This is a genomic window from Paenibacillus sp. NPDC058174 (assembly GCF_042883865.1).
Lineage (GTDB): Bacteria > Bacillota > Bacilli > Paenibacillales > Paenibacillaceae > Pristimantibacillus.
Genome location: NZ_JBHVUY010000002.1, coordinates 455,960 through 481,098, shown reverse-complemented (window position 1 = coordinate 481,098; position 25,139 = coordinate 455,960). Strand labels below are relative to the sequence as shown.

Below are 25,139 nucleotides of genomic sequence, written 5' to 3'. Positions count from 1 at the left end.
AAAAAATTCAATTTCAAAAAAATCTCTTCCTATTATATAGCGCATATTTAGAATTAACATCACAACCAGTTCAGCCGGCTGCAAAAAAGCTGTTTCTCTCAGGCCCGTTGCTTAAGGCCTTGGAAACAGCTTTTTCACTTTATGCTGGCCCGCTCGCTTAGGACGGCGGCGGATAGAAATGCATGGCTTCCTTCAGTTTATTAATCGCATCGCGGTAATCCATCTTGTCATCCTCATTCATCGCGAATCTCTCCAGCATATAAAGCTCATCCTCGTACTGCTTCAGCAGCTCCGCAATTTGATCCTTCGGCTTCGTTGACGGATTATGCGCTTTGCTTTCCGTACCGGTCTGGACAGACAGGTCTCCTTGCGAATCGATCTGAGCAAGAAACACATCCTCCAGCTTGATCTTTTGCTTTTTGAGCTGTCCATCGAGCCAGTCCTTATCCTTGCCCGCTACTTCCAAAGAGCGTTCAACCACATTACCGTCCATAATAACCGTTTGCGCTTCCACCTCTTGAGGTAAACGCCAGCCCAGCATATCCGGTGTAACTGGCTGATGCTCCTTTTTCAGCATGACGTTGATTTCACCGCTTTGCTCCATTATCGCAAACTCTACATCGGCTACCCGGTACACATCCTTTTTCCGAAGCTGCTCCAGCATTTCGTCGAGCGTGATCCGCTCTTTACGCATATTTTTGCGAAGCAGAACACCCTTGTCGATTATTACGGTTCCTCTTCCATCCACAACGTCGCGAATTGCTTTGCTTCTTAAAGTGATGAACTCCATTGCAACCGAGATGCCGACCCACACGGCCAAAGCGACGATTCCGAGATACCAGTCATTATCCAAATCGAGTGAAATGTAACCTGCAATATTACCGATTGTAATCCCCGTTATATATTCAAATAGAGACAATTGAGATATTTGTCTTTTGCCTAGCAGCTTCGTAATGATGAACAAAATCACGACCGCTGATAACGTACGAAGCGCTATTTCTAACCAATCAGGCATTGCAATTCCTCCTAATAGTATGCTATACTAGATTTCGTGTTATATTTAACCCCGCATATCCCTCATGGAAACTAGATTATTTCCTCGGATTTTGATTTTCTTTTCCGTTAATTCACAACAATGTACAATCCAGCAAGCAGTTTCTTTGATTCACACTGGCGCGGTCATCGGAGCCGTAAGGACGGAAGAGAGGCAGGGCTTCCGTTGTTTTGAAGTATGCGAAGATTTAATGGTCAGAGCTTTGCTCCTCTCACCATAATTAACAAGGGGTATCAAGCGTTTTCGCTTCTCACACGAACCTTTCCGCTCAATGGAAGGGCATCGGTTAAATATAAGTCACACTCGACGGCATCCGTTTACGGGTGCCGTTATCCATTTCTGTGTCTTTTCCAGCCCGCTGGATTTAAGCTTCCTTCAATGTAGTCTGCCTATACTCTCGCAGGCTGAAGTAGATGCACATCAGGAGGAAGCAAGCATACACGGCACCGCTTATGATCCCAAAGTAACCTCTAACATGACCATAGAAACCTCCGAAGCCTATCGCCAGTAAACAGCCGATTAGTCCAATCCATACCCCCATCCCATAGCCGCCCGATTGTTTGTCATCCGCTATGCTTCTTATGCTTGAGCGCCTTATAGCCAATGAAATGATCAAGCAGCCGAAGAATACGATTTGTACACCGACTGAAATCGGCATAATGCCATAATTGTTGAACATAACCACTTCATCCATATTGCTGAAAAGGATATCCGTTAGCATGGCAATCAGCAGGCCTGTTAATACGTTGATCGAGTCATAATTTTTCTTTTTCGTATAAGAAGCCAAGCCGGTCAGCATGCCCGTGTATAAAATAGCTAGCTTTATCAAGATGACAGGCACATACAAAGAAATAAGAAACAAATCGACCCGGTCCAAGAAATCCGTAATGTGAATCTGCTGAACGACAATCCACCCTACATAAATCATCCGTGAGGCTATAGTTGGGCTAAGTACACTTACGACGCAGAACAGCCATATCGTCAACATGAACGCAGAGAAGATAACGCCTGTTTTGACCGCAAAATATATATCTCTAGGCTTTCTGACATGGTGCAAAAAGGCGCCGATAACGATCAAATCGCCAAACAAGCCTACGGCCAGCATTCCCCCCTTAAGCGGCGGAAGAACGCCTTTGCTCAGGATCGGTTCAAGCTTCTGAATGTCAATCTCGTTCAGCAGAAGAATCGGCAGAGCAACATAGAACAATATAAAGACGGCGACAAAGACGACATTCGCGCGGGCGAGGTGCTCAGACGAACCTGTCGCAATGTACATCAGCAGCACGACCGTCAATAGCACGACATACTCAGAGGGTGTCCGGAGCAAAATCGATGCACTGAAAAAATCGCCATACAAGCGAAGCTGGCTAATTAAATCGAGCGCCAAATAGCCGATCAATGCCGCATTCAGCAGGCCGCCCAACCATTTGCCGCTGGCAAGTTTAGCCATTTCAAACACATTTTTGCCCGGCATAGCTCTTGCAAGCCGCCAATACAGATAGGCCATACCAATTCCGTAATGAATTGGCAATACGAAAGATAACCAGGCATCCTGACGCGAGCTTTCCGTCAACGCCATAGGCAAGCTCGTCATATTAGAGGCTACGAGCAGCGAGCAGACGAGCAGCATGAGTTGCAGCGTCGACATCGTCATTTTGTCCTTCATCTAGGGTCACCTCTTCATCAGTCTCATGATCACTTTCACGCAGTTGTAGATGAACGCATTTTCCATCAGCGATATTTCCAGCTCCATTTCATGAAGCACCAGCAGCACAATTGCCAGACAGGCCAGCAGATAAAAAAACAGTTTATTCGCCCATCCTCTTAGCTGCCTCCTCTTCACGGCTACCGTAATCGCTACAAAGACGATAATGATCAACGCATAAGCATTATCCATTTTCTTTCTTATCCTTTTTCGCTAAATTTTCACGGTTCATGCCGATCCGGAAAAGGTCTGCATCTACTTTCACTGTAAATTCGCATTTCGGGAATACCGTCTCCCATTGCGATTTCCATTCATTTTCCCATTTCCCCGGATATGCCCGGTTTAAATATCGCCCAAATCCGATGACATCGGCATTGGACTTTTGCATAATCGCGATAGCTTTTTTAATATCGTTTTCAGCTTTTTGCTCAAACAGCTTCTCAATGTGCGTTCTTTGACCGATGTCATTATAGTTCCGGTTCAGATCGGAGTCTTCATTTATGCTGAATTGAATATCCGTGCGAATATCAAACCGGGCAATCCCGTCAATCATTACGGATTTGACTTTCAATTTGCAGGTGTTGACTGCAATCGTAACGGCATGGCTGCCATCCACAACAGTCTCGCGGTAAGGCCGGAATTGATTGCTCAGCAGCCGGACACCGTTGGAGGCATCATCCTTCGCCGCCGCCTTCATAATTCCGTTATGCGTTAGCGCAAAACCGATTACATCGATGTCCTCGGCTTCGTGCCCCTTGAGACTTGTCTTCCTCTTCTGCAAGTAAGGCAGCATCGCATCTTCCCCGACTGCAACAATACTGGAAATAACGTCCTTCAAAGACACCCGTATGCTGGAGTCGGACTGCAGCACTTCCCTTATCGACTCTGCCGAGAACCGCTCGAGCCGGACATCCGCATTCATCACTTCAAGTGCCGGACCTTTTGATATCGCAACGAAAGCGGTCAGCCGGTTTTCAGGCATTCTTGTAATCGCATCGATAATCGGGGACAAGCCAACCGTCTGGGCCAAACGATCTCCAATAACAAGAACACGGCGATGCCCGAAAAAGAGCCAGCGAGGGAGGCTTTTTTGCAGCAGATCGATCGCCTCTTTGATCGTTTTTCCCCGCGAAGTTTTTATAATGAACGGCTTTTGCTGGCTCCCGCCGCCTCCACCAACCGCACCTCCCATATTGCCGGGAAGAGGAATAAGAACACCTACCTCAAAGTCGCCGTTTTCCGTAATATCCAGGGAACTGCCGACTACAAAGGCTACGTCATTGATTTCCCGGCGATCCCAGCAGCCGGTGAGCAGCATGCTGATACAAGCCAACACTATGGTTAGACATAGGCCTTTTCTCCAGCTGCTATTCATTGCACCGCCTCCTTTCTTGTTATTCGTCCGGATATCCTACTTTTGCCGGGATCTGTCCTGCGGATACAAATAGGCCGGCCGGCGCTTCATCTTCGACCAAGGTGCTCTAAAAAGAACGTCCTTCCAGTCCGAGGCCGAGATCGGCGATGCAGGCGCCACATAGGGGACACCAAAGGAAGTGATCTTGGACAGATGCGATACGATTGCAACGACTCCCAGAATAATGCCGAGCAATCCAAAGATGGAAGCCAGCAGCATTAACGGAAAGCGGAGCAGACGAATGGCAATTGCGGCATTGTACCTTGGCAATGTGAACGAAGCGATACCTGTGATAGATACGACAATGACCATCGCCGCTGACACGATACCGGCCTGAACCGCCGCTTGGCCAACGACAAGCGCACCCAAAATGCTGACCGCTTGCCCGACGGTTTTCGGCAGCCGGACACCTGCCTCGCGCAGCGCCTCGAACGAAAGCTCCATAATGAGTGCCTCTACTACGGCAGGGAAAGGAATGGCTTCCCTTGAAGCAGCAATGCTGAGCAGCAAATTGGTCGGAATCATCTCGGGATGGAAGGTCGAGACTGCAATATAAATCGCAGGAGCCATCAAAGCGAGAAACAGGCAGACCATTCTCAGCATCCGGGTGAGGGTCGCCACGATAAATCTCTCGTAATAGTCCTCGCTGGCATGCAGCCATTGCCAGAAACCGAACGGCGCAACGAGTGCAAACGGCGTACCGTCGACCAGTATAGCTACCCGTCCTTCCAGAACGGCTGCCGCTACTGTATCCGGCCTTTCCGTATTTTGAATTTGCGGGAACGGGGACATGACTTGATCCTGTATAAGTTCTTCGATATAGCCGCTTTCCAAAATACCGTCAATATCGATCGCATTCAGTCTTCGCTCTACTTCCTCTACCAGCTTTGGATTGGCGATGCCGGCCATATAGGTCACAACAACGTTCGTATTCGTCTCTGTGCCTATTACGAACGGCTTCATCTTAAGCCGCGGCGACTTTATACGGCTTCGTACTAATGCGGTGTTGGTGCGCAGCCGCTCATTAAACCCTTCACGAGGCCCGCGAACGACGGTTTCCGTCTCCGGTTCGGTAATAGAGCGTCGTTCGCCGCCCCGTAGTCCGAGGCATACCGCTGTTTTCCCGCCTTCTACGAAAAACCCGCAGTCACCGGAAAGCACATTAACAAGCAGCTCGGAATAAAATTGCACCTGCAGCGCTTGACCAACAGGCAGCGTTTGCTCGCATATCGCATCGACGGTAAACGCACCGCCTTCAAACACCATCAACGCTTGAAGCGCATCGTCCACCATACTGGAGGTAACCATGCCGTCTACGAAAAAGAGCAGTGCTTTGGGTCCGTGCTCAATCTGAAATTCGCGGATCACGATGTCCGAGCTGTCCTCGAACAGCTCCTCAAGCAGCTTCCGATTCGCTTTGACTGTATTCTCGATCCGCAAATGCTCCAGTTGACTGATCGCGTTGTAGTCCAGTCGGCCATCTCCTTTGGCCGTTGATCGGATTCGCATCGTTGATTCACCTACTGTCGGATTTTGTGGTTAGGTTTACCTGTTTGGCCGAATTTATGCCAGATTGTTAAAGAAAGCATGAGGTGGGGCAGGTTCGCTGCTAGTGTGCTGGAGTGCAGGGTCGCTGCGCGTTGGCTTGTAGTGCAGGGTCACTGCGCGTTTTGGTTCATGCTGCCGTTCTTGATTCCATTGCTTCATCGCATATACGATGATAAATGGATAGAATCTGCAAAATGTCATCCTGAACTCAAAACGCTCCGCTCACCCTACTGTCCCACGACGAGTTAACTGACCGAAACTGCAGGTGGACACATTGATGATTACGACATGCTATACGCACCGTCATTTCGCCCAATTAGCAGTCGTCACAGGTGGGATGGTTACACCAAACCAACACATGCATCGCAGGGTAACTTGAACAACAAAGCTACTTAGATGCCACCTGATGCTCCGGAAGAAAGTTTGGCTGACTAGAAAGGAGTTGCATTGGCGAACAAAGGACGGTAATTGGAGAATACTTTGAGGTTGGTTAGAGTTTAGTTCGAGGCTAGTTCGAGGCTAGTTCGAGGCTAGCTCGAGGCTAGTTCGAGGCTAGTTCGAGACTAGCTCGAGGCTAGTTCGAGGCTAGTTCGAGCATTAGTGACATGCACGATCCGCTTCATCAACTGGATTTTATACGGAACAGCACCGATTCCCCCCGTTTTAGTGGGTCGTGGAGCACTGAAGAGATACAATCTCCTAATCAAAATGTAAAAGTACATGTTGTTATCCTGTTTTTAGTTGCTTTATCGCATCAAAATGTAAATGTGCAGGTTGATTAGCCTAAAAAGCTTCGAAAAGACCGAAATGAGCGATTTCAAATGTACTTTTACATTTTGATCCATTATTTCGGGGATTTTGAGCTCATCAAAATGCACTTTTGCATTTTGTATCATCATTGCTCGCCGCATGGGGCAATCAATCTGAAGCTTATATGTATGGCTGACTACATGACATACAAAAGACCCCGTTACGGGGCCTTTCTAAGGCTCTAATTTTGTTCGAATTGCTTCAGTTGCTTAATGCTTCTCCTTTATTCATTAGGACAGCTGTTCAGCAAATGGCCAGAGCGGTTGACCTTGGTCTGCAAATAGTTCTCGTTATATTCGGATACGTCGCCCCATAGCGGTATTCGTCCCGCTAATTCCAGCCCCGCGGATTGCAGTGCATCCAGCTTTTTCGGATTGTTCGTAATGAGCTTCACCGGCTTCTCCCGCAGCGTACGAAGCACGCGAATGGCATCTCCATAGTTGCGCGCATCATCCACAAAGCCCAAATTCAAATTGGCTTCTACTGTATCATAGCCCCGCTCCTGCAGCAGGTAAGCCATCGCTTTGCTGAACAGCCCGATCCCGCGTCCCTCATGATTCGCCAGATAGAATAGCGCTCCTGTACCGTGAGCAACGATCATTTTCAGCGATTGATGAAGCTGGAAGCCGCAATCGCAGCGCTTGCTGCCGAATATATCGCCGGTGTGGCAAATGCTGTGCATCCGAATATACGCATCATCCGCATGCTCGAAATCTCCGTAGATGAGTACGCTTGACTGCTGCATTTCCGCCAGATTGACGGAGGACAGCTTATGAATAATGCCTTCGATATCTGTCAAATCCTCCTTGCACAAGAGCCAGCAGTACCAGTGAAAAATCGCGGTCTCGCCGTCCAAGTTAATGGGGAGCTGAATAGGCCCGACTAAATAAATTTCGCCCTTTTCGCTGCGAATGTGTTTGATTTTGTCATCCAGTATCGATACAACCTGCTGTTCCATTAGCTGTTTCCGCCTTTCGCTTCAGCATACAATCACAAATGTAGCTTGCACTGGCCAGGCTTTGGCTATGCTATCTATCTCTTCCTTCTTCTCTGCCTTCATGCAAAAAGAGAGCAGCCTCCCTGATCAGGAAGCTACTCTGCTCTGTTGCTTATCAATCTTTATTTGTTATAAATCCGATAGATCAGTACGGCGGCTTCGGCTCTCGTAGCGATGCCGCGAGGGTTGATGCTCTCCCCGGAGCCTTGCACAATACCGCTCTTCACTAACGCTGCTGCGCTCTCTGCAGCATAGGAAGCTACACTGCCGTGATCCTTGAAGGCATCCAAATCGGCAGCCGATCCGCGCTCCAAGCTATGCTCCGCAGCCTTCATAGCCAGATCAATCATCACCATCATATCCTGTCTCGATATCGATTGCTCCGGATTGAATTGGCCGTTGCCCACACCCGTTACGATGCCCAGCTGCTTGGCGACAGCTACAGTATCTGCATAATATGCATCGGAAGGAACGTCAGAGAAAGAAGTGCCGGATGCTGTATCGCTGCTTAAACCAAGCGCTCTCACGAGCAGCGAAATGAAATCGGCCCGTTTAACTGGCGCCGCAGGCATATAATGATCCGCAGATACCCCATTAATGACCCCTTTGGACGCCATCACTGCAATGGCTTTCTGAGCCCAGCCATATCCGTTAAGGTCATTAAAGCTTTTGTGAACATAACCCACTGCAAATGTGCCCAGCACTGTTGTTTTGAACGTTACAGCACCTGTCGCCGGATCATACTTCCCTGTCGGGACAACATGCCGTTTGCCAGCCCCATCGATTTGCCATACGACGATATGCTCGGCGTCTGCCAGCTCCGCGGCAGTTGGAGCGTACGGGATCGATACGGTAATCGGAGAAGACGGATTGCTCCAAGCTCGAGCAGTCCCATCCACTTGGATGCTGATTTCAACAGCAGGTCTGCTGCCGATATCGGACTGTACGGAAGCATCCAGGGCCGTTTTATCCGCACTGCTCAAAATTATCGTCACATGCTGGCTGCCGGCCGGCACTCCTCCCTTAAACAAATCGGAGGTAACCCGAAGACTTCCTGTCTCCGTGACCAGTTCTATGCTTCTAGCAGCTGCTCCAGCAGTAAAAACCGCCGCCGGCAAATTGACAGCATAGCCTTTAGCTCCGGATTTAGCTGGTACTTCAATGCGAAGCAGCTTAGATGCATCTGCAGCCTTCTGGAATGCAGCTGTATCAATGCTTGTTGTCGCCAGCCCTGCCCCGTCGACAGTTGGCTCAGGCGCTTTTATTACACCTTTGCCGCCCCCGGTTGCAGGCCCCCCGGAATTGCCGCCGTTCCCGTTATTCGTTCCTGGGTTCGGTTCAAACGGGCCTCCCGGTCCCCCTGAATCTTTTCCAGCCGCAACGATATGATAATTCATGCCTTTCGTCGTGTTGAAGGTGTACGTCACCTCCTCGGCATGGTTAGGCGCCGTACCCGCTACCGTCGGAATAACACTTCCGTTCGCGTCTTTCACAATAATTCCATTCGCCCATGGCGAAGCGATCGTAACTGGTTGACCAGCTTCACTTGTCAGATCGACATACTCCACAGACTGCGTATCCGCCCGATAAGCGGACGATACGACAAAGGCGCCTTTGGCACGAAGATTTTTAAACTCCGCATCCCGGTCTGGGAGCCAGTTCGGGAATACCTTCATCACGCCCAGATTGCTGAGAAGCATCATGCTGTTAATCGCTTCCGTAGCACCGCTTTTCTCGGCACCGTGAAAATCTGAATCATCTGTGATCGTCAAGTTGTTTTTCATTTGCTCTTCAATCGTCAGTGCAAAATTGTCGACGATTTCCTGCGCCGGATATCGTACCTTCACCGCATTGGCGAAAATTTTCGGGAAGTTGTTGTACTGGCTCCAAGCGCCATTTTTCCCGCCGCCAATCGCTTCATCCACAAATACCGATATCGTATTGTGAGCGACCTGCAGGTCGCTATTCGGCGAGTAGTAGCCGATTTGATCACCCGGCACCACATTTTCCATCGGCAAAATATTGCCATCCCAAGGGATCGGTCTTGCAAGGTCTTCCCATTGGTTGTTGTTCCAATGCTTCTCCGCCAGCGAGAATATTGTCTTGCCCGCATAAGTGGCCGTTGGCTGCGGAGCAAGATTATCGAGTATCGTTTGCCATTGTTCGCGTTTGTCCGGATCGATGTTCAATTTCGAGCTTGCTTTAATGGCGTGGGATAGCGTGTTTTTGAGCACCGCCAGCTCTACCGCCGAGTTTCTGCCCCATGAGCCTTCGTTATACGCGCTGTAAAGCACGTACTTGCCATTCTCCTTTTCCAGCCATGCTTCATACAGAGCGAGACATTGCTTCAAGTAATCGTACATGACGGGAAGGAAGTTCTCGTCTTGCGTGTAGTCGTAGTATTCAATTAACGTATAAGTGCTGAAAATCGCGTCGAGCAGCTGCCCATAATAGCTGTAGCCCCGTTCCAGCTTCATCCCCCACGGGCCAATGCTCACCGGATAAAGCAAGGCATTCGGTATGCCATTCGTTGCATCAATATCGCCCTTAGCGATTTTGGCTTCTACGAAATGGCGGACCTGTTCGCCATGCGCGCCTTCGCCGATATTCAGCAAGTGGTCTGTTGAAGCCGCATTCTTCTCCCCTTCGCCGGCGTAATCCAGAATCGCATCAATTGCTGGAAGTCCCATCCAGGACCGGTTGCTGGAGTTGACGCCATAGAACGTAGAAATAAAGTTGTAATTCATATGATAGTCCGAGCTCCATTGTGAGCCGTCCGTCGTGTGCCAAATGCTGTATAGGCCTGGCGCCACTTTATCCTCGCGAATGCTGCTGCCGAGTACATATTGCGCGGCATAATAGTATTTCATCAGCGTGTCCAGCTTCGGATCGGCAGTATCCATGCTAATGTAAGAGGTTAGCCAGAAGTTTTTCCACCAATCCAGATGCTGTCCGTGCAGCGATTCAATATCAGCCAAACCGGCGATATCATGAAGCAGACCAGCGGCTTGAGCCTCCGGTTCCGCAGCTTGCAGCAGCGTGCCTTCATTATTGTAGGTGCGTCCTCCGCCCCCGACTGCCGTTACAAGATAGACAGTCTGCCCGGGCTCAAGAGCAAACTCGAACGTGCCCGTTGCCTTATCTGCATCCGAGCTGACGGCAGCGCCATCTGCGCCAATCACTTTCATCGTCATCGCCGCCTTGGAGACATGCGCATTCGCATCCTCGTCATCTCTGCTGTCAATTGTCGTCTGGCGTGTAACGGTAGCGCTGTTTCCGTCGCTAGCTGCCGTAACCGGAAGCTGAGCGTTGCCAGACTTCGCCCATAACTGAGCTTCCAACTCGAGCGGTGCTGCGCCTTCCGACGTCAACTCAGTAACAATGACGTTCTCTGTTGCCGAAGTCCACGTCTTCATAGACAGAGGAGTCCCGCCGATCTCCATCTCAGTCTGTACCTCAGCATCCAGAATGTTCTGGATCTCATGCAGCTTTCCTTCCGGCTTAAAACGATTTAATCCCGGTGTTTCAAATGCGGACAGCTGCAAAATCGTTGAAGCCGCATCCGCCGTGACCCGAATATACCGAGCTGTGAAAGCATCCGTCGTTACATCTATCAGCTTCTTGCCATTGCTGCTGATTTGTCCTCCAATCGTCTCCCATGTCAGGCCGTCCTCGCTTGCTTCCACCTTAATCGATGAAGCATGTCCGAGACGGACGACGTACCGGGACAGATCGAAGCTGCCGCCAAGATCATATACCTTGGAATTCCCTTCCGGCTCCTGAGGCTGTTCGCCGCCTGCATCGGGCTCCTCGTTGAACAGTTCGAATTGGCCGATTCTTGCTCTCGGATAATTAGCCGAATCGTCAGTCGTTCCCTGCGTTCCCGTTGTAATGTACAGCCGGGCATATCGGGCTGTGACCGGCTCTTCTAGTCTGATGTCCGTCGTGGCGCCTGTGTTGCCTTCCACTACATAAGCGGTCTGCCAATCTTCCTCTGCCGAGTTTCTCGTTTGCAGCTCGAAATCCTTCGTATTGTTGGCAGATTCACCCGGCCGTGCCGCCCCGTCATGCTGAACGACGAAACGGTTAAAGGCTTTCTCACTGCCCAAATCGACCTCCAGCCACCAAGGCCCCAGCTGACCGTCACCATAATAACCGCTTGTCCAGCCTTCATAGCCGGAATTAGGGCTCCATGCTCCATTCACCGCCCGGTCTGGAGTCAGCGAGTAATGCGATCCGCTTGCCGTAGCCGTTTTATTCAAGGTGAGAGATCCCGGCTCTTCCGGCTGCTGCGGCGTATTCTGCTGATCAACCAAGTCCGGATTGTTGTACAATTCGAACTGCCCGATTCTTGCCCTCGGATTTTGTATCGAATCCGAAGTCGTCTCCTGCGTTCCTTTCATGATGTACAATCGCGCATATCTTGCGGTGACGGGAAGAGGAAGCGTAATATCGGTGATCGCATCGTGATTTCCAGTCACCGTATACGTATCCGTCCAGCTGGAACCGTCAGCGCTTGTCTGCAGCTTAAAGCTTTGCGTAATATTAGCCGTTTCATTAGGCCGTGCGGCTGCATCATGGCGCACAACGAACCGGTTGAAGGTTGTCTCTGCACCCAAATCAACTGCCACCCACTGCGGATTGCCTACCGGCGAGACCCAGCCTTCGTAGCCGCTGCCCCACTGTCCGTTCACTACACGCTCTGCCGGGAAACCCGGGTGATCGGCGCTTGAAGTAACCGGCTTTTGATAAGCAAGCGATGTCGTCTGCGGATCGGGCGCTTGCGTGCCATTCGATTTTTTCTGAATTGTAACGCCGCCAATTGGCATCGGAGAACCTCGATACGCCCAGAAATCACCCTTCGAAATGTAAAAGGTTTTCGATTCGGCATCTCCGCCGGAAGTTACACCAACATCACCATTCCCTAATAATGCTGTCTTGGGCATCGTCGAGACGAATAACCCCTCGTAGGAAGTATCCGTCCATTCACCATAGTATTTGGATATCATCGTTCGAAGCTTACTCCAATCTCCGTCCTGCTGTACAGCAGTTTGCGGAACAGGGGCAGCTCCTGCAAATCCCCCGCCTGCCAAAGATAGCGACAACGCCAACGGCAGCGTCCGCTTCAACAAGCTCTTTCGATTCATTCTGCTCACTCTCCCATTCAAGACAATAAGGCTTTTTCTTCCGCCTACAATTGTTTATTATTGCAACGCTCGCTTTCGTCGCGCGATGCGAAAGATAGCGCTTACAATCACCTTGAAAAAAAACCACTCTGAAACCAAATGAATTCTGTATCAAAATTTAAATACAGTTTTACAATACTGCATCATTTGTAGCGTCATTTTATACTCAATATCAGTTATATGTCAATATATATTCCAAACTATTAATTATAATTAATACAGATGATACAAAAATCCATATGATATTCAACGTTTAAAAATTCACTCGCTCCTCAGGCAATTCGATAGGTTTCCACAACCCCGTCATGATACACTGTTAACAAAGCGGTACTATGATTTGCAGGTGAGAGGGTCACGGATCTTGCTTACTATAAGGGAGGACTTATTCAATGGCAAAGCTAGTTAATTATGCCCATAGAGGGGCATCCGGCTACTGTCCGGAAAATACGATGGCAGCATTCTCCAAAGCACTGGAGCTTGGAGCAACGGGCATCGAAACCGATGTGCAGATGACGAAGGACGGGCGGCTCGTCCTTATTCACGATGAGAAGCTGACCCGAACCGCAGGACTGGATGCCTTCGTCGGCGCCGTTGATTACAGTGAATTGAAGCAGCTGGATGCAGGCAGCTGGTATAGTGCCGAATTTTCGAATGAAAACGTTCCCGCACTGGAAGAGCTGCTCGAGCTGGTGAAACAAACGGATACTATCGTTAATCTGGAGCTCAAAAACGGCTTTGTCCAGTATCCAGGACTGGAGCAAAAAGTGATCGAAACGGTACGGAGCTATAACCTGTCCGACCGGATTATTATTTCGAGCTTCAATCACTACTCGCTGGTGGAATGCAGCAGGCTCGCTCCAGAGATCCGAACAGGCATTTTATATATGGAAGGGCTGTATGAGCCTTGGCGTTACGCCCAATCGATCGGGGCAAGCGCCCTACATGCTCCGAATTATGCTGTACTGCCGGAATGGGTCGCGGAAGCCTCCCAGAACGGCATCGACTATAATCCGTTCACCGTGAATGAACCGGAAGAAATGAAGCGGCTGATTGGGGCTGGAGTAGCAGGGATTATTACCGACTTCCCGGATCGGCTGAACGCGCTGCTGTAAAAGCGATGTAAGGAGAGGGGCACTGATGACGATGAAAAAAACGTGGCTGCTCGGTTTCGGATTTTTCAGCATCAGCATTACTTGGGCGCTTTATAACGGTTTTGTACCTTTTTTTCTTGACCGGTTTATAACGAGTACCGCGTTGATTGGCTTTATGATGACGATCGACAATTATTTCGCCTTGTTCCTTCAGCCATGGATCGGCAGCCGAAGCGACCGCACCAATACCCGCTTCGGCAAGCGAATGCCTTACTTATTGATCGGCATGCCGCTGGCAGCGCTGTTCGTTGCGCTCATTCCTTGGTATACGAGCCTCATCACGCTTGTACTGTTCATGGTGCTCATGAATCTGTCTATGAGTCTGTATCGTTCGCCGACGGTTGCGCTGATGCCGGATATTACGCCGGAGCCGCAGCGCACGAAAGCGAACGGAATTATCAACTTTATGGGCGGAATCGGGTCCATTCTTGCCTTTGCCGGAGGTTCCTATCTGTACAAATCGCATCCCGCCCTGCCGTTTGTAACCGCCTCAATTTTAACCCTGATTTGCCTCTTCATTCTAATGCGGTCGATTCGCGAGAAACGGGATGCCTTGCCCAGCAGCATTGAAGCAGCGGGAAAGCCGGCTTTTTCGTTCAAAGGCGAATGGACGCTCCCGACGATCTTCCTGCTGGCAGCCGTCTTCTTCTGGTTTTTCTCTTATCAAGGGGTGGAAGCTCTCTTCTCCCTGTACGGCAAGCACCAGCTAGGGCTTAAAGAGAGTGACGCTACCTTCTCGCTCGCCTTCTTTTCGCTCATGTTTGTCCTTGCCGCAATACCGGCAGGCTGGCTGGGACACCGGTTCGGGAAGAAGAAAATTATCATCATCGGCGTCTACGGCATCCTCGTCGTTTTCGCCGCAATTACAATGGTCGAGACGCTGCTGCCGCTCCGGCTCCTGTTAGTTGCAGGAGGCATTTGCTGGGCGCTCATTAATATTAATTCCTACCCCTTCGTCATCGGACTTGGCAAGGAGCAAAGCATCGGGACGCGTACCGGCATGTACTATCTGGTGTCCTCCCTTGCTGCCATTTCCTCTCCTCCGCTGATGGGATATCTGGTTGATCTGTTTGACTACTCAGCACTGTTCTACACGGCGTCCGCCGGTATGCTGATTGCGCTTCTTCTGCTGCTTGGCGTCAAGGATAAAGGGCTGTCCCGGCCAAGCGGCCCGGAGCAGTCCATTACAGATGCAGGAGCCGCTGTCTCCGGCCAGTGAAGTATAAAAAAACCTCCGCTTAGCGACCAGTCTGGCCGCTTGCGGAGGTTTTGATTTAGAAGTCAGTTAATGAATTTCACGCTTTGAGAAATTGCCGCCAAGCACGTCTGATACATGCTCGATTGCGATAAAGGCTTTCGGATCGATCTCTTGAACGATACTCTTCAGCTTGGCAACCTCCAGACGGTTGACTACGCAATAGACCATTTGCGTCTCTTCACGCGAGTACCCGCCCCGGGCTTGAATGTAAGTCGTGCTGCGGCCAAGACGCGTCATAATCGTCTCCGAAATTTCCTCATAATCCTGCGAGATAATCGTCACCGACTTCGATTCCTCGATACCTTCGACTACGATATCCATTACCTTGGTCGCCAAGTAGTAGGTAACCATGGAATACATCGCTGAATCCCATTCAAACACAAAGCCTGCAACGATGAAAATAAAGACGTTGACGATCATAATGATCTGTCCGACCGGCATGCCGAACTTTTTCGATGCGAGGATTGCGACAATTTCCGTACCATCCAGCGAGCCGCCATAACGGATGACAAGCCCTACCCCTGCACCGAGCAGAATGCCGCCGAACAGTACCGCAAGAAGCTTCTCCTCCGTGAAAGCATGTACATGATGCAGCAGCTGCGTCGTTGCCGACATCACTACGATACCGTACAAGGTCGAGAAGGCGAAGGTTTTACCAATTTGCTTAAATCCGATAAACAAGAATGGCAAGTTGAAAATAAGAATAAATAGTCCCAATGGCAGCTTGGTCAAATAAGAGGCCATAATCGCGAGGCCGGTAATGCCTCCATCGATGACGCTATTATTAACGAGAAATAGCTCCAAGGCGACGCCCATTAGTATGGCGCCGATCGTAATAAAGAAGATCCTCTTAATTAGTTCCAGCTTTGATATCTTCCGGTGCACTTTCGCCATTCTTTCCTCTGTCCTTCCTTGCTTTTTCTATAAGACTAGCACAGAAGGGCATTTTTTTCAAAAAAAAGGAACTCTAGCATTCCACTATATTAATAGGAAACGGGAGTGCATCGCTGCACTCCCGCCCCTGTTAATTATTCGTAAATAACAGCCTTGATCTCATCGCTGTCAATGTTCGATTTGTCATACCAGTAGAAGCCGGTATCGATGGTCGGTTCTACTTTCTCGCCGCGGATCGCTTGCACGGCCGCTTTCACCGTTTCATAGCCGATACCGACCGGATTTTGCGTAATGGCGCCGGCCATTTTGCCGCTTTTAATCGCATCGATTTGCTGTTTGCCGGAGTCGAAGCCGACAACTACAATTTGGCCTTCCTTCTTCAGTTCGGTAACAGCATTGATTACACCGATTGCGGAGCCTTCGTTGGCGCCGAAGAACCCTTTTACATTCGGATGAGCTTGGATGATCGCTTTGGCAAGGTCAGTCGACTTCAGATGGTCGCCGCCGCCGTATTGAATGTCAACGATTTTGATATTCGGATATTTGTCTTCAATCTGTTTCTTGAAGCCGTCGCGGCGGTTCGCACCGGTTACGCTCGTCTGGTCATGGACGATCATGCCGATCTCGCCTTCCCCGCCAATCAGCTCCGCCATCTTGTCAGCTGCGAGTGCTGCAGCAGCCAGGTTGTCGGTCGATGCTGTTGCAAGCGGAATGTCGCTGTCTACACCGGAGTCAAAGGCAATGACCGGAATGCCGGCATCCTTCGCTTTTTGCAGCAGCGGAATTGAAGCTTGGCTGTCCAGCGCCGCAAAACCAAGCGCACTTGGCTTTTTATCTAGAGCGGCTTGCAGCATTTCGATTTGCTTATCGACCTGGGACTCGGTTTCCGGTCCTTCAAACGTAATTTCCACGTTAAATTCTTTTGCAGCCTTCTCCGCTCCTGCCTTTACCGCCTGCCAGAACTGATGCTGAAAGCCCTTCGAAATGATCGGAATGTAGATTTTCTCCGTACCGGCATTTGTGGATCCCTTGCTTGGCGCTTCTTCCCCTTTGCCGTCATTGCCCTTGGAGGCACAAGCGCTAAGCATCGCAATCGTAAGCAGCATAACCAGCATCGTTACTGTAATCTTCTTCACCGAAATCTCCCCTTCATCTAATTTCATCTATAGAAGCGGTCTGCCCGAGGCGCCAGTTACTTGTAGATGCGCTTCATGGCGACGATTCTAACAAGGTTGATCAAGTATGCTCTCTACTTTTTGCGGCGGCGTAAAATATCAGCGTACACGGCTAGCACGATGACGATGCCGACAACGACCGTCTGCCATTCCTGAGGAACGGAGAGGATGCGCAGGCCGTTGGTCAATACGCTCATGATGAGCGCGCCGATTACGGTGCCGACAATCGTTCCCTTGCCGCCGCTAAGTGACGTGCCGCCGAGTACAACGGCTGCGATTGCTTCCAGCTCATAGCCCGAGCCTAGTGACGGATGCGCGGAGTTCAAGCGCGAAGCCATCAGCACACCGGCAAGACCGGTAAAAACCCCCGTAATCGTGTAGATCACGATTTTCCAATAGTTGACGTTAATGCCGGATAGACGCGTCGCTTCTTCATTGCTGCCGAGCGCGAAATTATAGCGGCCTACGATCGTTTTCGAGAGGATGATGCCGCCGATAATGGCTGCTCCGAAGAAGATCAGCACGCCGTTCGGAATGTCAAAGCCCGGAATGAGCTTGCCGATCGCAGAATCCAGCGCCAGCTTGGAGTAGCCCGTCTCTTCTTTGAAATAAATCGGCTTAGCGCCGGATATGACGAGCGCCAGCCCTTTGGCAATCATCATCATCGCCAGAGTCGCGATAAACGGCGGTATTTTCATTTTCGAAATAATCGTACCGGATACCAGACCGCATACAGCGCCGGTCATAATGCCGCCAATAACACCAAGCAGCACCGGCATATCCCAATAAGTAATGAATACTCCCGTCATTATAGCGCTGAGCGTCATGACCGTTCCGACGGAAAGATCGATGCCCCCGGTAATGATGACGAAGGTTGAGCCTAACGCCAGAACGCCGATGACGGCGGTCGACAGCAGGATACCTACGATATTCGTAAATTGAAAGAAGTTAGGTGACGAGAACGAGAATACAAGCACCAGGATGACCAGACTGGCAAATGCAAGCACCTGCTGCATCGCTCCCGGTTTAATAATGGGCACTGCCCGTTTTCCGCCGGTTTGAACGGCTCCGGTATCATTTTGAATTGTCATGTGTTACCCCTCCGAATCTTCCATCTGTCTGCTGTATCTCTTGCTGTTGCTATCCCCGCAGCGTCGCAAGATGCATAATGCGCTCCTGCGTCGCTTCCTCCTGACTGAGCTCTCCTGTAATGCGGCCTTCACACATCACAACGACACGATGGCTCATCCGTAAAACCTCCGGCAGCTCCGAGGAGATCATAATGATCGATTTGCCGCTGGCCGCGAGCTCATTAAGCAGCTTATAAATCTCGCTTTTGGCGCCAACATCGATGCCGCGTGTCGGCTCATCGAAGATCAGAATGTCGCAGTCTCTGGTCAGCCATTTTCCGATAACGATTTTTTGCTGATTGCCGCCGGACAGAAACTTCACTTCCTGATCGATGTGAGGCGTTTTGACCTTAAGCATTGTCACAATACCGTCCGCTGCCTCGGCAATTCGCTTTCTCCTGACCCAGCCTAGAGGGTACGTGAACCGGCCCATCGAGGCTGCCGCTACATTCATCTTCACATCCATATCGACGATGCAGCCGAAGCGCTTACGGTCCTCAGACAAATAGCCGATACCGGCTTTCACAGCATCATGCGGCTGCCGGGGCTTCAGCTTCCTGCCATTAACGGTAATTTCACCGGAATCAAATACGTCAGCACCAAAAATCGCTCTCGCGACCTCCGTTCTTCCCGCTCCAATCAGCCCTGCAAAACCAAGAATTTCGCCCTTGTGAAGACGGAAGCTGACGTCCTTCAGCACACCCTTCCGATTCAAACCGCTTACTTCAAGCACAGGCTCAGCAGCGCCCGTATGCCTCGACGGCTTCGAGGTATCGTAAATCTCCCGGCCGACCATCATCGATATAATTTGATCGTTCGTAACGTCCTTCGTGGCAACCGTCCCGATATAGCAGCCGTCACGCATAACCGTCACCCGGTCTGTTATCCGCTTCAATTCATCCATCCGGTGGGAAATATAGACGATGCCCACTCCGCTGCTGCGAAGCTGACGGATGATCACGAACAGCTCCTCAATTTCGGAATCACTCAATGCCGCCGTCGGCTCATCCATAATGAGCACTTCCGAATCATAAGAAAGCGCCTTGGCAATCTCGACGAGCTGCTGCTTCGCCACCGGCAAATTGGCCACCAGCTCATTAGGATCGAGGTCGAGATGAAGCCGGTCGAACAGCCGCTTCACTTTGCGGTGCAGCTCCTTCTCCTTCAAGAACATTCCTAAAGCTCTCGGCTCCCGGCCGATGAAAATATTTTGCGCCACCGTCAGATCCGGGGCGAGATTGAGCTCCTGATGAATAATCGCAATTCCTTTGTCCTGCGCCGCCTTTGCATTTGGAACGACAAGCTCGTTTCCATGAAAGGTCATCGTGCCCGCGTCCCGCTGGTATACACCTGTCAGCACCTTCATCAATGTCGACTTGCCGGCGCCGTTTTCCCCCATCAGCGCGTGCACTTCTCCGCTTAACAGCTCGAACCGGCAGTCTTTGAGCGCTTGTACGCCGGGAAACTGCTTGTCGATGCCCTCCATCTGTATGAGCACTTCACGCATGATTGCCTTCACCTCATCGCTTTGACCCTGCACGCCGCTGGCAGCGGACTGTACATTTGGCCTATGTTGCTTTGCTTGTGTTTATTGTAAGGCGCAGGCATGCCCCGCCAGAATCGAATATCGTATCGTTATAGTTGAAAAATGTACAAAAAAAAGCTACTTTCCCACGAAGGGGAAAAGCAGCTTTTGATTTTGCTCCGTATACATATTGCTTTTCGTAATGACGACCGAGTCTGTATCGATCTGCTTCTCAATCCGTTTGCCGTTCACCGCTTCGATCGCTGTCTTCACGCTTAAATAACCCATATTATATGGCTTCTGCACGATCGTTGCCTGAATAATTCCTTCCTCCAGCTGCTTCACTTCATCGATGGAGCTGTCGAAGCCGACCAGCTTCACTTGGCCGCCCAGACCAAACTCCTTAATCGCAAAACCGACGCCAACGGTAGACGGCTCGTTGAGGCCGATAATTCCTTTGAGATCGGGATGCTCCGTAAGCAGCTGCTTCGTAATCGTATACGCTTTGTCAACCAGACCGTCGCTGTAATAAGTGCCGATCACGTCGAACCGGCCCTCTTCCGCCAGCCGCTGGCGGACGCCCTGCTCCCGCTCCAGCTGCGTCGAGGTGCCCTGAATATAACTCATGATGGCCACCTTCGAATCGCCCTCGAACAGCTTGGCCAGCTCGTCGCCTGCTTTCCGTCCGGCAGCCAGATTGTCTGTCGCTATGAAGCTCAGCGCATCATCGCTGTTAATGCTGGAATCAACCGTAATCAGCTTGATGCCCGCCGCCACAATTCGTTTGGAAACCGGGATGAGCTGATTATAATCGGTTGCAGCCAGCACAATTGCATCGGGCTTGTCGAGAATCGCCTGCTCCAGCTGGGCAATCTGGACGTCAATTTCCCTCTCTATCGGCGGTCCGATCACTTTCACCTTGGCATCGAACTCGCTTGCCGCGTCGTTCACTCCGTCGATGAGCACCTTCCAGAAATCGACGACCTGGTCGGTCGCCTTGATGGAAACGACAATTTGCGGCGGCCGTTCCGGCTTGACGTTAACCGCCCATTGGAATACACCGTACACCGCAACGCTTGCGGCCAGCGCAAGAATGGCGATAATTGCCGCCAGCGGAATCCGTGTCATGCGCTTCATTGCGCTTGTCCCCCTTTTCCGGCGGAGGGGTCAATGACGGCAATTCTGACCAGGACGGTCGTTCCTTCACCCGGCGTGCTGTCGTAGAACAGCCCGTATTCCTTGCCGAAATAGAGCTGAATCCGCTCATGCACATTCACGACGCCCACCCCCTTGCTTTCATGATCGCTCTTGCGCGGCTCCAGAACGGTACGGAGCGCGTCCTCACTCATCCCGACACCGTTATCGCTGACACGAAACCAGATGGAGCCTTCGCTCTGGAATCCGGAGACGATGATTTCACCCGTCCCGACCTTGTTCTTAATGCCATGGTAGATCGCGTTCTCCAGCAGCGGCTGCAGCAGCACCTTCAACGTCCGGTATTGCATAATGCCGGGTTCAACATCAATGCGGAAGTCGAGCTTATCGGTATAGCGCATCTTTTGAATCGTCAAATAGTTGGCGACATGCTCAATCTCCGTACGTATCGACACGAGCTCCTGCCCCCGACTGATTGAGGCGCGGAACAGCTTCGCGAGTGCGGAGGTCATCAGCACCACCTCTTCCGACTTCTTTCCTTCGGCCATCCAGATGATCGAATCCAGCGTGTTGTATAGAAAATGCGGATTAATTTGCGACTGAAGGGCGCTTAGCTCGCTTTTCCGCTTAAATTCCTGCTCTTGAACGACCTGATTCATCAACTCTTCAATCCGGACAACCATCAGATTAAACGAACGGGCCAAGCTGGCAATTTCCTTCGGATTCTCGATCGGAACGCGAATGTCGAAGGTTCCCTTCTCCACCTTTTTCATATGCTCTTGCAGCTGCTTGATCGGCTTGGACAAATTCCGCGAGATGAAGTAGGCCAGCAATAAACCAACCAGCAAGCAAAAAATACCCGCTGCGACAAAAGAAAGCTGCATCTCCCGCTCATTCGCGATAAGCTCGGCGGTGTAGGAGACGCCGACGATTTTCCAGCCGAAGCCGGTATCCTGAACGGTATAAATACGCCTTTGCCCGCCTTCGTCCAGCTCGAAGCTTCCGCTGCCCTGCTTCAATACCTCGTCGATTCTCTCCGACTTCAGATTGCTGTACACCAGCTGCTGCTGCGGGTGATAGACGATATTGCCCGCCGAATCGACGATAAACACATAGCCGCGCTTGCTGAGGTCGATATTATTCAGCGTATCGTTGATGACGCTAAAGTTCAGGTCGACAAGCAGCACGCCAAGCGCCTTCTTCTGGTCCTGACTCCACAGCTCGCGGCTGAGCGAGACGACCCACCCGTATTCATCTTTGAAAACAGGCTGCACATGGGAGGAGGATACGACAATCCGGCCTGCCGCCTTTTGCGCATTGACGTACCATTCCTGCTCCTTCAGCGAAATATTCGGATTCAGCTCGGCATCCTTCCGGTCCGATACGAAACGGCCGTTATAGCCGAACACGTTAATGGAGGCGATGTCCTTCCTTGAGACGATGATGGATTGAAAATAGTCCGATACCTTGCGCCCGTCATCTTCTATGGCGCTGCTGTCCGCCGCGACAAAAGCCCGGACGTCTTCGTTGTTCAGCGCCAGCTGCGATATATTTTCCATGCTTGTTATATAAGTCTGAATGTTCGCATTCACCTGCCGGATCAGCTCCGCTGTATAGTCCTGGGCCGTCTCCCGGACAGAGGAGGCCGACAGCTGGTAGGACATGACGCCAAGCAGAACGGCAGTCAGCAAAATCAGACAGGCGATAGCTGCCGCAATATTCGTCTGGATGCTTTTAAATTTAAAAATATCCATAGCCGGCGGTCACGCTCGTTCCGCAGACGTCTTCTGCCGGTATTCGGTTGGCGAGTCGCCGGTATGCTTTTTGAACAATACGCTAAAATATTGCGCGTCGGGATAGCCGGATTTCGCCGCGATTTCGTACGTCCGCAGTCCGGTAAACTTCAGAAGCTCCTTCGCTTTGTCCATCCGTACTGCCGTCAAATATTCCACGAAGGTTTTGCCGGAATGGGATTTGAATGCAGCGCTGAAATAGCTGACGCTCATCAGCACGTGCTTGCTGACCGTTTTAACCGACAACTCGCTGTCTCCATAATGTTCGTGAATGTAGCCGAGCGCCTCCGTCATCTGCTGTCTGCACTGATCGTCACGCGCTTCGGCCACGCTGCTCACAGCCCGGCGGCACGCTTGCTTAAGCCAATTGCTTATTTCATCAAGCGTACGGAAGGAATAAATCGCGGTTAACGGATTGACCCCGGTGCCAAAAACCTCCGCCTCCTCGCAGCCCAGCTCCTCCAGCGCCTGCATGACAGCAATCAGGGTACGCTGCAGCCGGATGTAGCTCTGATCAATGGTCAGCATCGCCGTCCGGTGCCGGTTAATTGCCGTATCCACGGCATCGTCCACCTCGTTTGCCGTACCGGTCTTAATGCCCGCAATCAGCTGGCGGTCATATTCCTGCGAGTAATCGGCCTTGCGCGCACTCCGCGGCTCCATATCGGAAATGCTGATTACGCGGTTGCTGCCAAGCAGCAAGCGGTATTCCAGAGCTGACATGGCCGCTTGGCAGGATTCGCCGATATGCCGAAGGCTGGCCGCAGGCATACCGATGCCTACGGATACCGTTCGCCGCAGAAACTGCTCGGCAGCGAGCCGGATTTTGTCAGCCAGCTCCTGGGCCCGGTCATGCAGCTCCGGCTGCTCGCCCGATAATATCGCCATCACCTTTTCCTCGCGGCTGCGGAAAACCTCGGATACCGGATAATCCTCGCCAAGGATCTCCTGTGTGACATTATAGATAGCGAAACGAAGCAGCTCCCGGTCAGCAGCGGCAGTTGGCCCGGCTCCGCGCTCCAGCATATCAAGGTCAAGCGCTAGCGCCTCATAATCCGGACCGGGCAGCTCAATGCCGAAGAAAGAAAGCCGTTCTGCCAGCTCACCCTCTCGAATCGAGGATGTCGCTAAACGATCCAGAAAACGCTCCTTCAGTACCGGCATACTTTCCCTAAGCTGGCGCTGCAGCCGGTCAAATTCCTCTTTATCTTTTCTCTGCTCATCGAGCTCCGCTTTTATTTTTTGCAGGACGGCCGATAGTTCAGCTGCAGTAATCGGCTTGAGAATGAAATCATTTACCTTGAGCTTAACGGCGCGCTGCGCATAGTCGAAATCATCGTAGCCGGTCAAAATGACGACCTTCATCTCCGGATGCTTCGCTTTGATCGCTTGCGTCAGCTCAAGTCCGTCCATGAACGGCATATTAATATCGGTCAATACGACATCGGGCTTAATATGATCAATGGCTGCGATAGCCTCGACGCCATTCTCGCAATCCGCTGCGCATTCAAAGCCAAGCATCTGCCATTCTATTCTGTCGCGGATGCCCACACGTACAACCGCCTCATCATCGACCAGCACGATTTTATACACGATCATTCCCCCGTCATTCTGTTCCGGTTTGGTAATGTATGCGCTTTTATTATAGCATCCGGCAATAATGCGGCAACTTAAAAATAATCCGAAAAAGAAAAAGCGAGACTGTTAACTGCCCAGCTCGCTTAACGCCCATTTACAAAATTGAAGATTCGCTTCCACGTCCATAGCCCGCTTCCGAATGAGCAGATAACGTCCAAAATGTTTCTCTCCGCCATCGCTGGATCGGTCCTTCTCTACGTTATCCATCAGCAGTTGATAGCGTTCCAGCTCGCTCAAGCAAAAAGCGGCGCGTGCCTGCAGCAATTGTCTCGCTTTCTCCGGCTCGGCCAGCCAGATGGCGTACAGCTTAATATGCAGATCATCCTTAAGCACGGGCTTTCCGGCGGAATCACCAACCCACTCGCTCAGCTTCGCCAGCCCTGATTCTGTAATGGTGTATTCCTTCTTATCCGGCTTGTCCGATTGCTCAATCAGCTCGAACGTAATATAGCCGGACTGCTCCAATTGCGACAGCAGCGGATAAATTTGACTATGTCCCGCCTGCCAAAGCGGCTTAACCCGTTGCGACAAATCATAGCCGGTGCGCGGCCCAACGCTTAACAATGCCAGAAGGCCGTAAGACAGAGTATTCATTCGTTAGAGAGCCTCCCATGCTTATTAATCCGTTTACATGCGAAAATATATTCATATGTCAAAATTGACATAAAGAACGTACAGGAATACGATAGTTACAGCTTTATTATAT

Annotated in this window: 17 protein-coding genes; 2 read left to right on the top strand and 15 right to left on the bottom strand. The window is 50.9% G+C overall.

Translation table 11 applies throughout. The annotated features are described in order from the left end of the window. Window positions 1–157: 157 nt before the first annotated feature. The 7 genes from ACFVVF_RS13645 to ACFVVF_RS13615 form a co-directional block, all read right to left on the bottom strand. Window positions 158–1,015: a DUF421 domain-containing protein gene (locus ACFVVF_RS13645; RefSeq protein WP_387810094.1), complete on the bottom strand. Its 858-nt coding sequence runs from the start codon at window positions 1,013–1,015 to the stop codon at window positions 158–160. 403 nt (window positions 1,016–1,418) lie between these two features. Further along, window positions 1,419–2,720 carry a GerAB/ArcD/ProY family transporter gene (locus ACFVVF_RS13640; RefSeq protein ID WP_387810091.1) on the bottom strand — a complete coding sequence of 434 codons (1,302 nt, stop codon included), beginning with the start codon at window positions 2,718–2,720 and terminating at the stop codon, window positions 1,419–1,421. A 6-nt stretch (window positions 2,721–2,726) separates the two neighbouring features. After that, window positions 2,727–2,951, bottom strand: a complete 225-nt coding sequence (locus ACFVVF_RS13635; RefSeq protein ID WP_387810088.1) for a hypothetical protein — start codon at window positions 2,949–2,951, stop codon at window positions 2,727–2,729. Beyond that, on the bottom strand, window positions 2,944–4,134 hold the full coding sequence (locus ACFVVF_RS13630) for a Ger(x)C family spore germination protein (protein ID WP_387810085.1): 1,191 nt from the start codon (window positions 4,132–4,134) through the stop codon (window positions 2,944–2,946). The genes ACFVVF_RS13635 and ACFVVF_RS13630 overlap by 8 nt, the downstream gene beginning before the upstream one ends. Before the next feature lie 36 nt (window positions 4,135–4,170). Further along, complete coding sequence (locus tag ACFVVF_RS13625; protein ID WP_387810082.1) at window positions 4,171–5,682, bottom strand: spore germination protein; 1,512 nt, start codon at window positions 5,680–5,682, stop codon at window positions 4,171–4,173. A 1,072-nt stretch (window positions 5,683–6,754) separates the two neighbouring features. After that, complete coding sequence (locus ACFVVF_RS13620; RefSeq protein ID WP_387810079.1) at window positions 6,755–7,489, bottom strand: GTP cyclohydrolase II; 735 nt, start codon at window positions 7,487–7,489, stop codon at window positions 6,755–6,757. Between the two features lie 161 nt (window positions 7,490–7,650). Beyond that, on the bottom strand, window positions 7,651–12,675 hold the full coding sequence (locus ACFVVF_RS13615) for a discoidin domain-containing protein (RefSeq protein ID WP_387810076.1): 5,025 nt from the start codon (window positions 12,673–12,675) through the stop codon (window positions 7,651–7,653). A 428-nt stretch (window positions 12,676–13,103) separates the two neighbouring features. Here ACFVVF_RS13615 and ACFVVF_RS13610 point away from each other — a divergent pair, with 428 nt between their 5' ends. Together ACFVVF_RS13610 and ACFVVF_RS13605 are read left to right on the top strand one after the other, a co-directional pair. Further along, a complete protein-coding gene (locus ACFVVF_RS13610) occupies window positions 13,104–13,826 on the top strand; it encodes a glycerophosphodiester phosphodiesterase (protein WP_387810073.1) in 723 nt (240 codons plus the stop codon). A gap of 31 nt (window positions 13,827–13,857) precedes the next feature. Further along, window positions 13,858–15,084 (top strand): SLC45 family MFS transporter, encoded by a 1,227-nt coding sequence (locus ACFVVF_RS13605; RefSeq protein ID WP_387811458.1) that lies wholly within the window; start codon window positions 13,858–13,860, stop codon window positions 15,082–15,084. Between the two features lie 66 nt (window positions 15,085–15,150). Here ACFVVF_RS13605 and ACFVVF_RS13600 read toward each other — a convergent pair whose 3' ends face one another. The 8 genes from ACFVVF_RS13600 to ACFVVF_RS13565 all read right to left on the bottom strand — a co-directional run bounded on the left by ACFVVF_RS13600 (window position 15,151) and on the right by ACFVVF_RS13565 (window position 25,027). Further along, the gene (locus ACFVVF_RS13600) at window positions 15,151–16,017 is read right to left on the bottom strand and encodes a YitT family protein (RefSeq protein ID WP_387810070.1); all 867 of its coding nucleotides are present in this window, start codon (window positions 16,015–16,017) and stop codon (window positions 15,151–15,153) included. A 134-nt stretch (window positions 16,018–16,151) separates the two neighbouring features. Next, window positions 16,152–17,180, bottom strand: coding sequence for an ABC transporter substrate-binding protein (locus tag ACFVVF_RS13595; RefSeq protein WP_387810068.1), 1,029 nt, complete (start codon window positions 17,178–17,180; stop codon window positions 16,152–16,154). A gap of 86 nt (window positions 17,181–17,266) precedes the next feature. Beyond that, window positions 17,267–18,208, bottom strand: a complete 942-nt coding sequence (locus ACFVVF_RS13590) for an ABC transporter permease (RefSeq protein WP_387811455.1) — start codon at window positions 18,206–18,208, stop codon at window positions 17,267–17,269. 124 nt (window positions 18,209–18,332) lie between these two features. Continuing rightward, on the bottom strand, window positions 18,333–19,829 hold the full coding sequence (locus tag ACFVVF_RS13585) for a sugar ABC transporter ATP-binding protein (protein WP_387811452.1): 1,497 nt from the start codon (window positions 19,827–19,829) through the stop codon (window positions 18,333–18,335). 156 nt (window positions 19,830–19,985) lie between these two features. After that, complete coding sequence (locus ACFVVF_RS13580; RefSeq protein ID WP_387810065.1) at window positions 19,986–20,984, bottom strand: substrate-binding domain-containing protein; 999 nt, start codon at window positions 20,982–20,984, stop codon at window positions 19,986–19,988. After that, window positions 20,981–22,756, bottom strand: coding sequence for a cache domain-containing sensor histidine kinase (locus ACFVVF_RS13575; RefSeq protein ID WP_387810062.1), 1,776 nt, complete (start codon window positions 22,754–22,756; stop codon window positions 20,981–20,983). The genes ACFVVF_RS13580 and ACFVVF_RS13575 overlap by 4 nt, the downstream gene beginning before the upstream one ends. A 9-nt stretch (window positions 22,757–22,765) precedes the next feature. Then, window positions 22,766–24,394, bottom strand: a complete 1,629-nt coding sequence (locus ACFVVF_RS13570; RefSeq protein WP_387810059.1) for a response regulator — start codon at window positions 24,392–24,394, stop codon at window positions 22,766–22,768. Between the two features lie 105 nt (window positions 24,395–24,499). After that, on the bottom strand, window positions 24,500–25,027 hold the full coding sequence (locus ACFVVF_RS13565; protein ID WP_387810056.1) for a PadR family transcriptional regulator: 528 nt from the start codon (window positions 25,025–25,027) through the stop codon (window positions 24,500–24,502). Window positions 25,028–25,139: the final 112 nt, after the last annotated feature.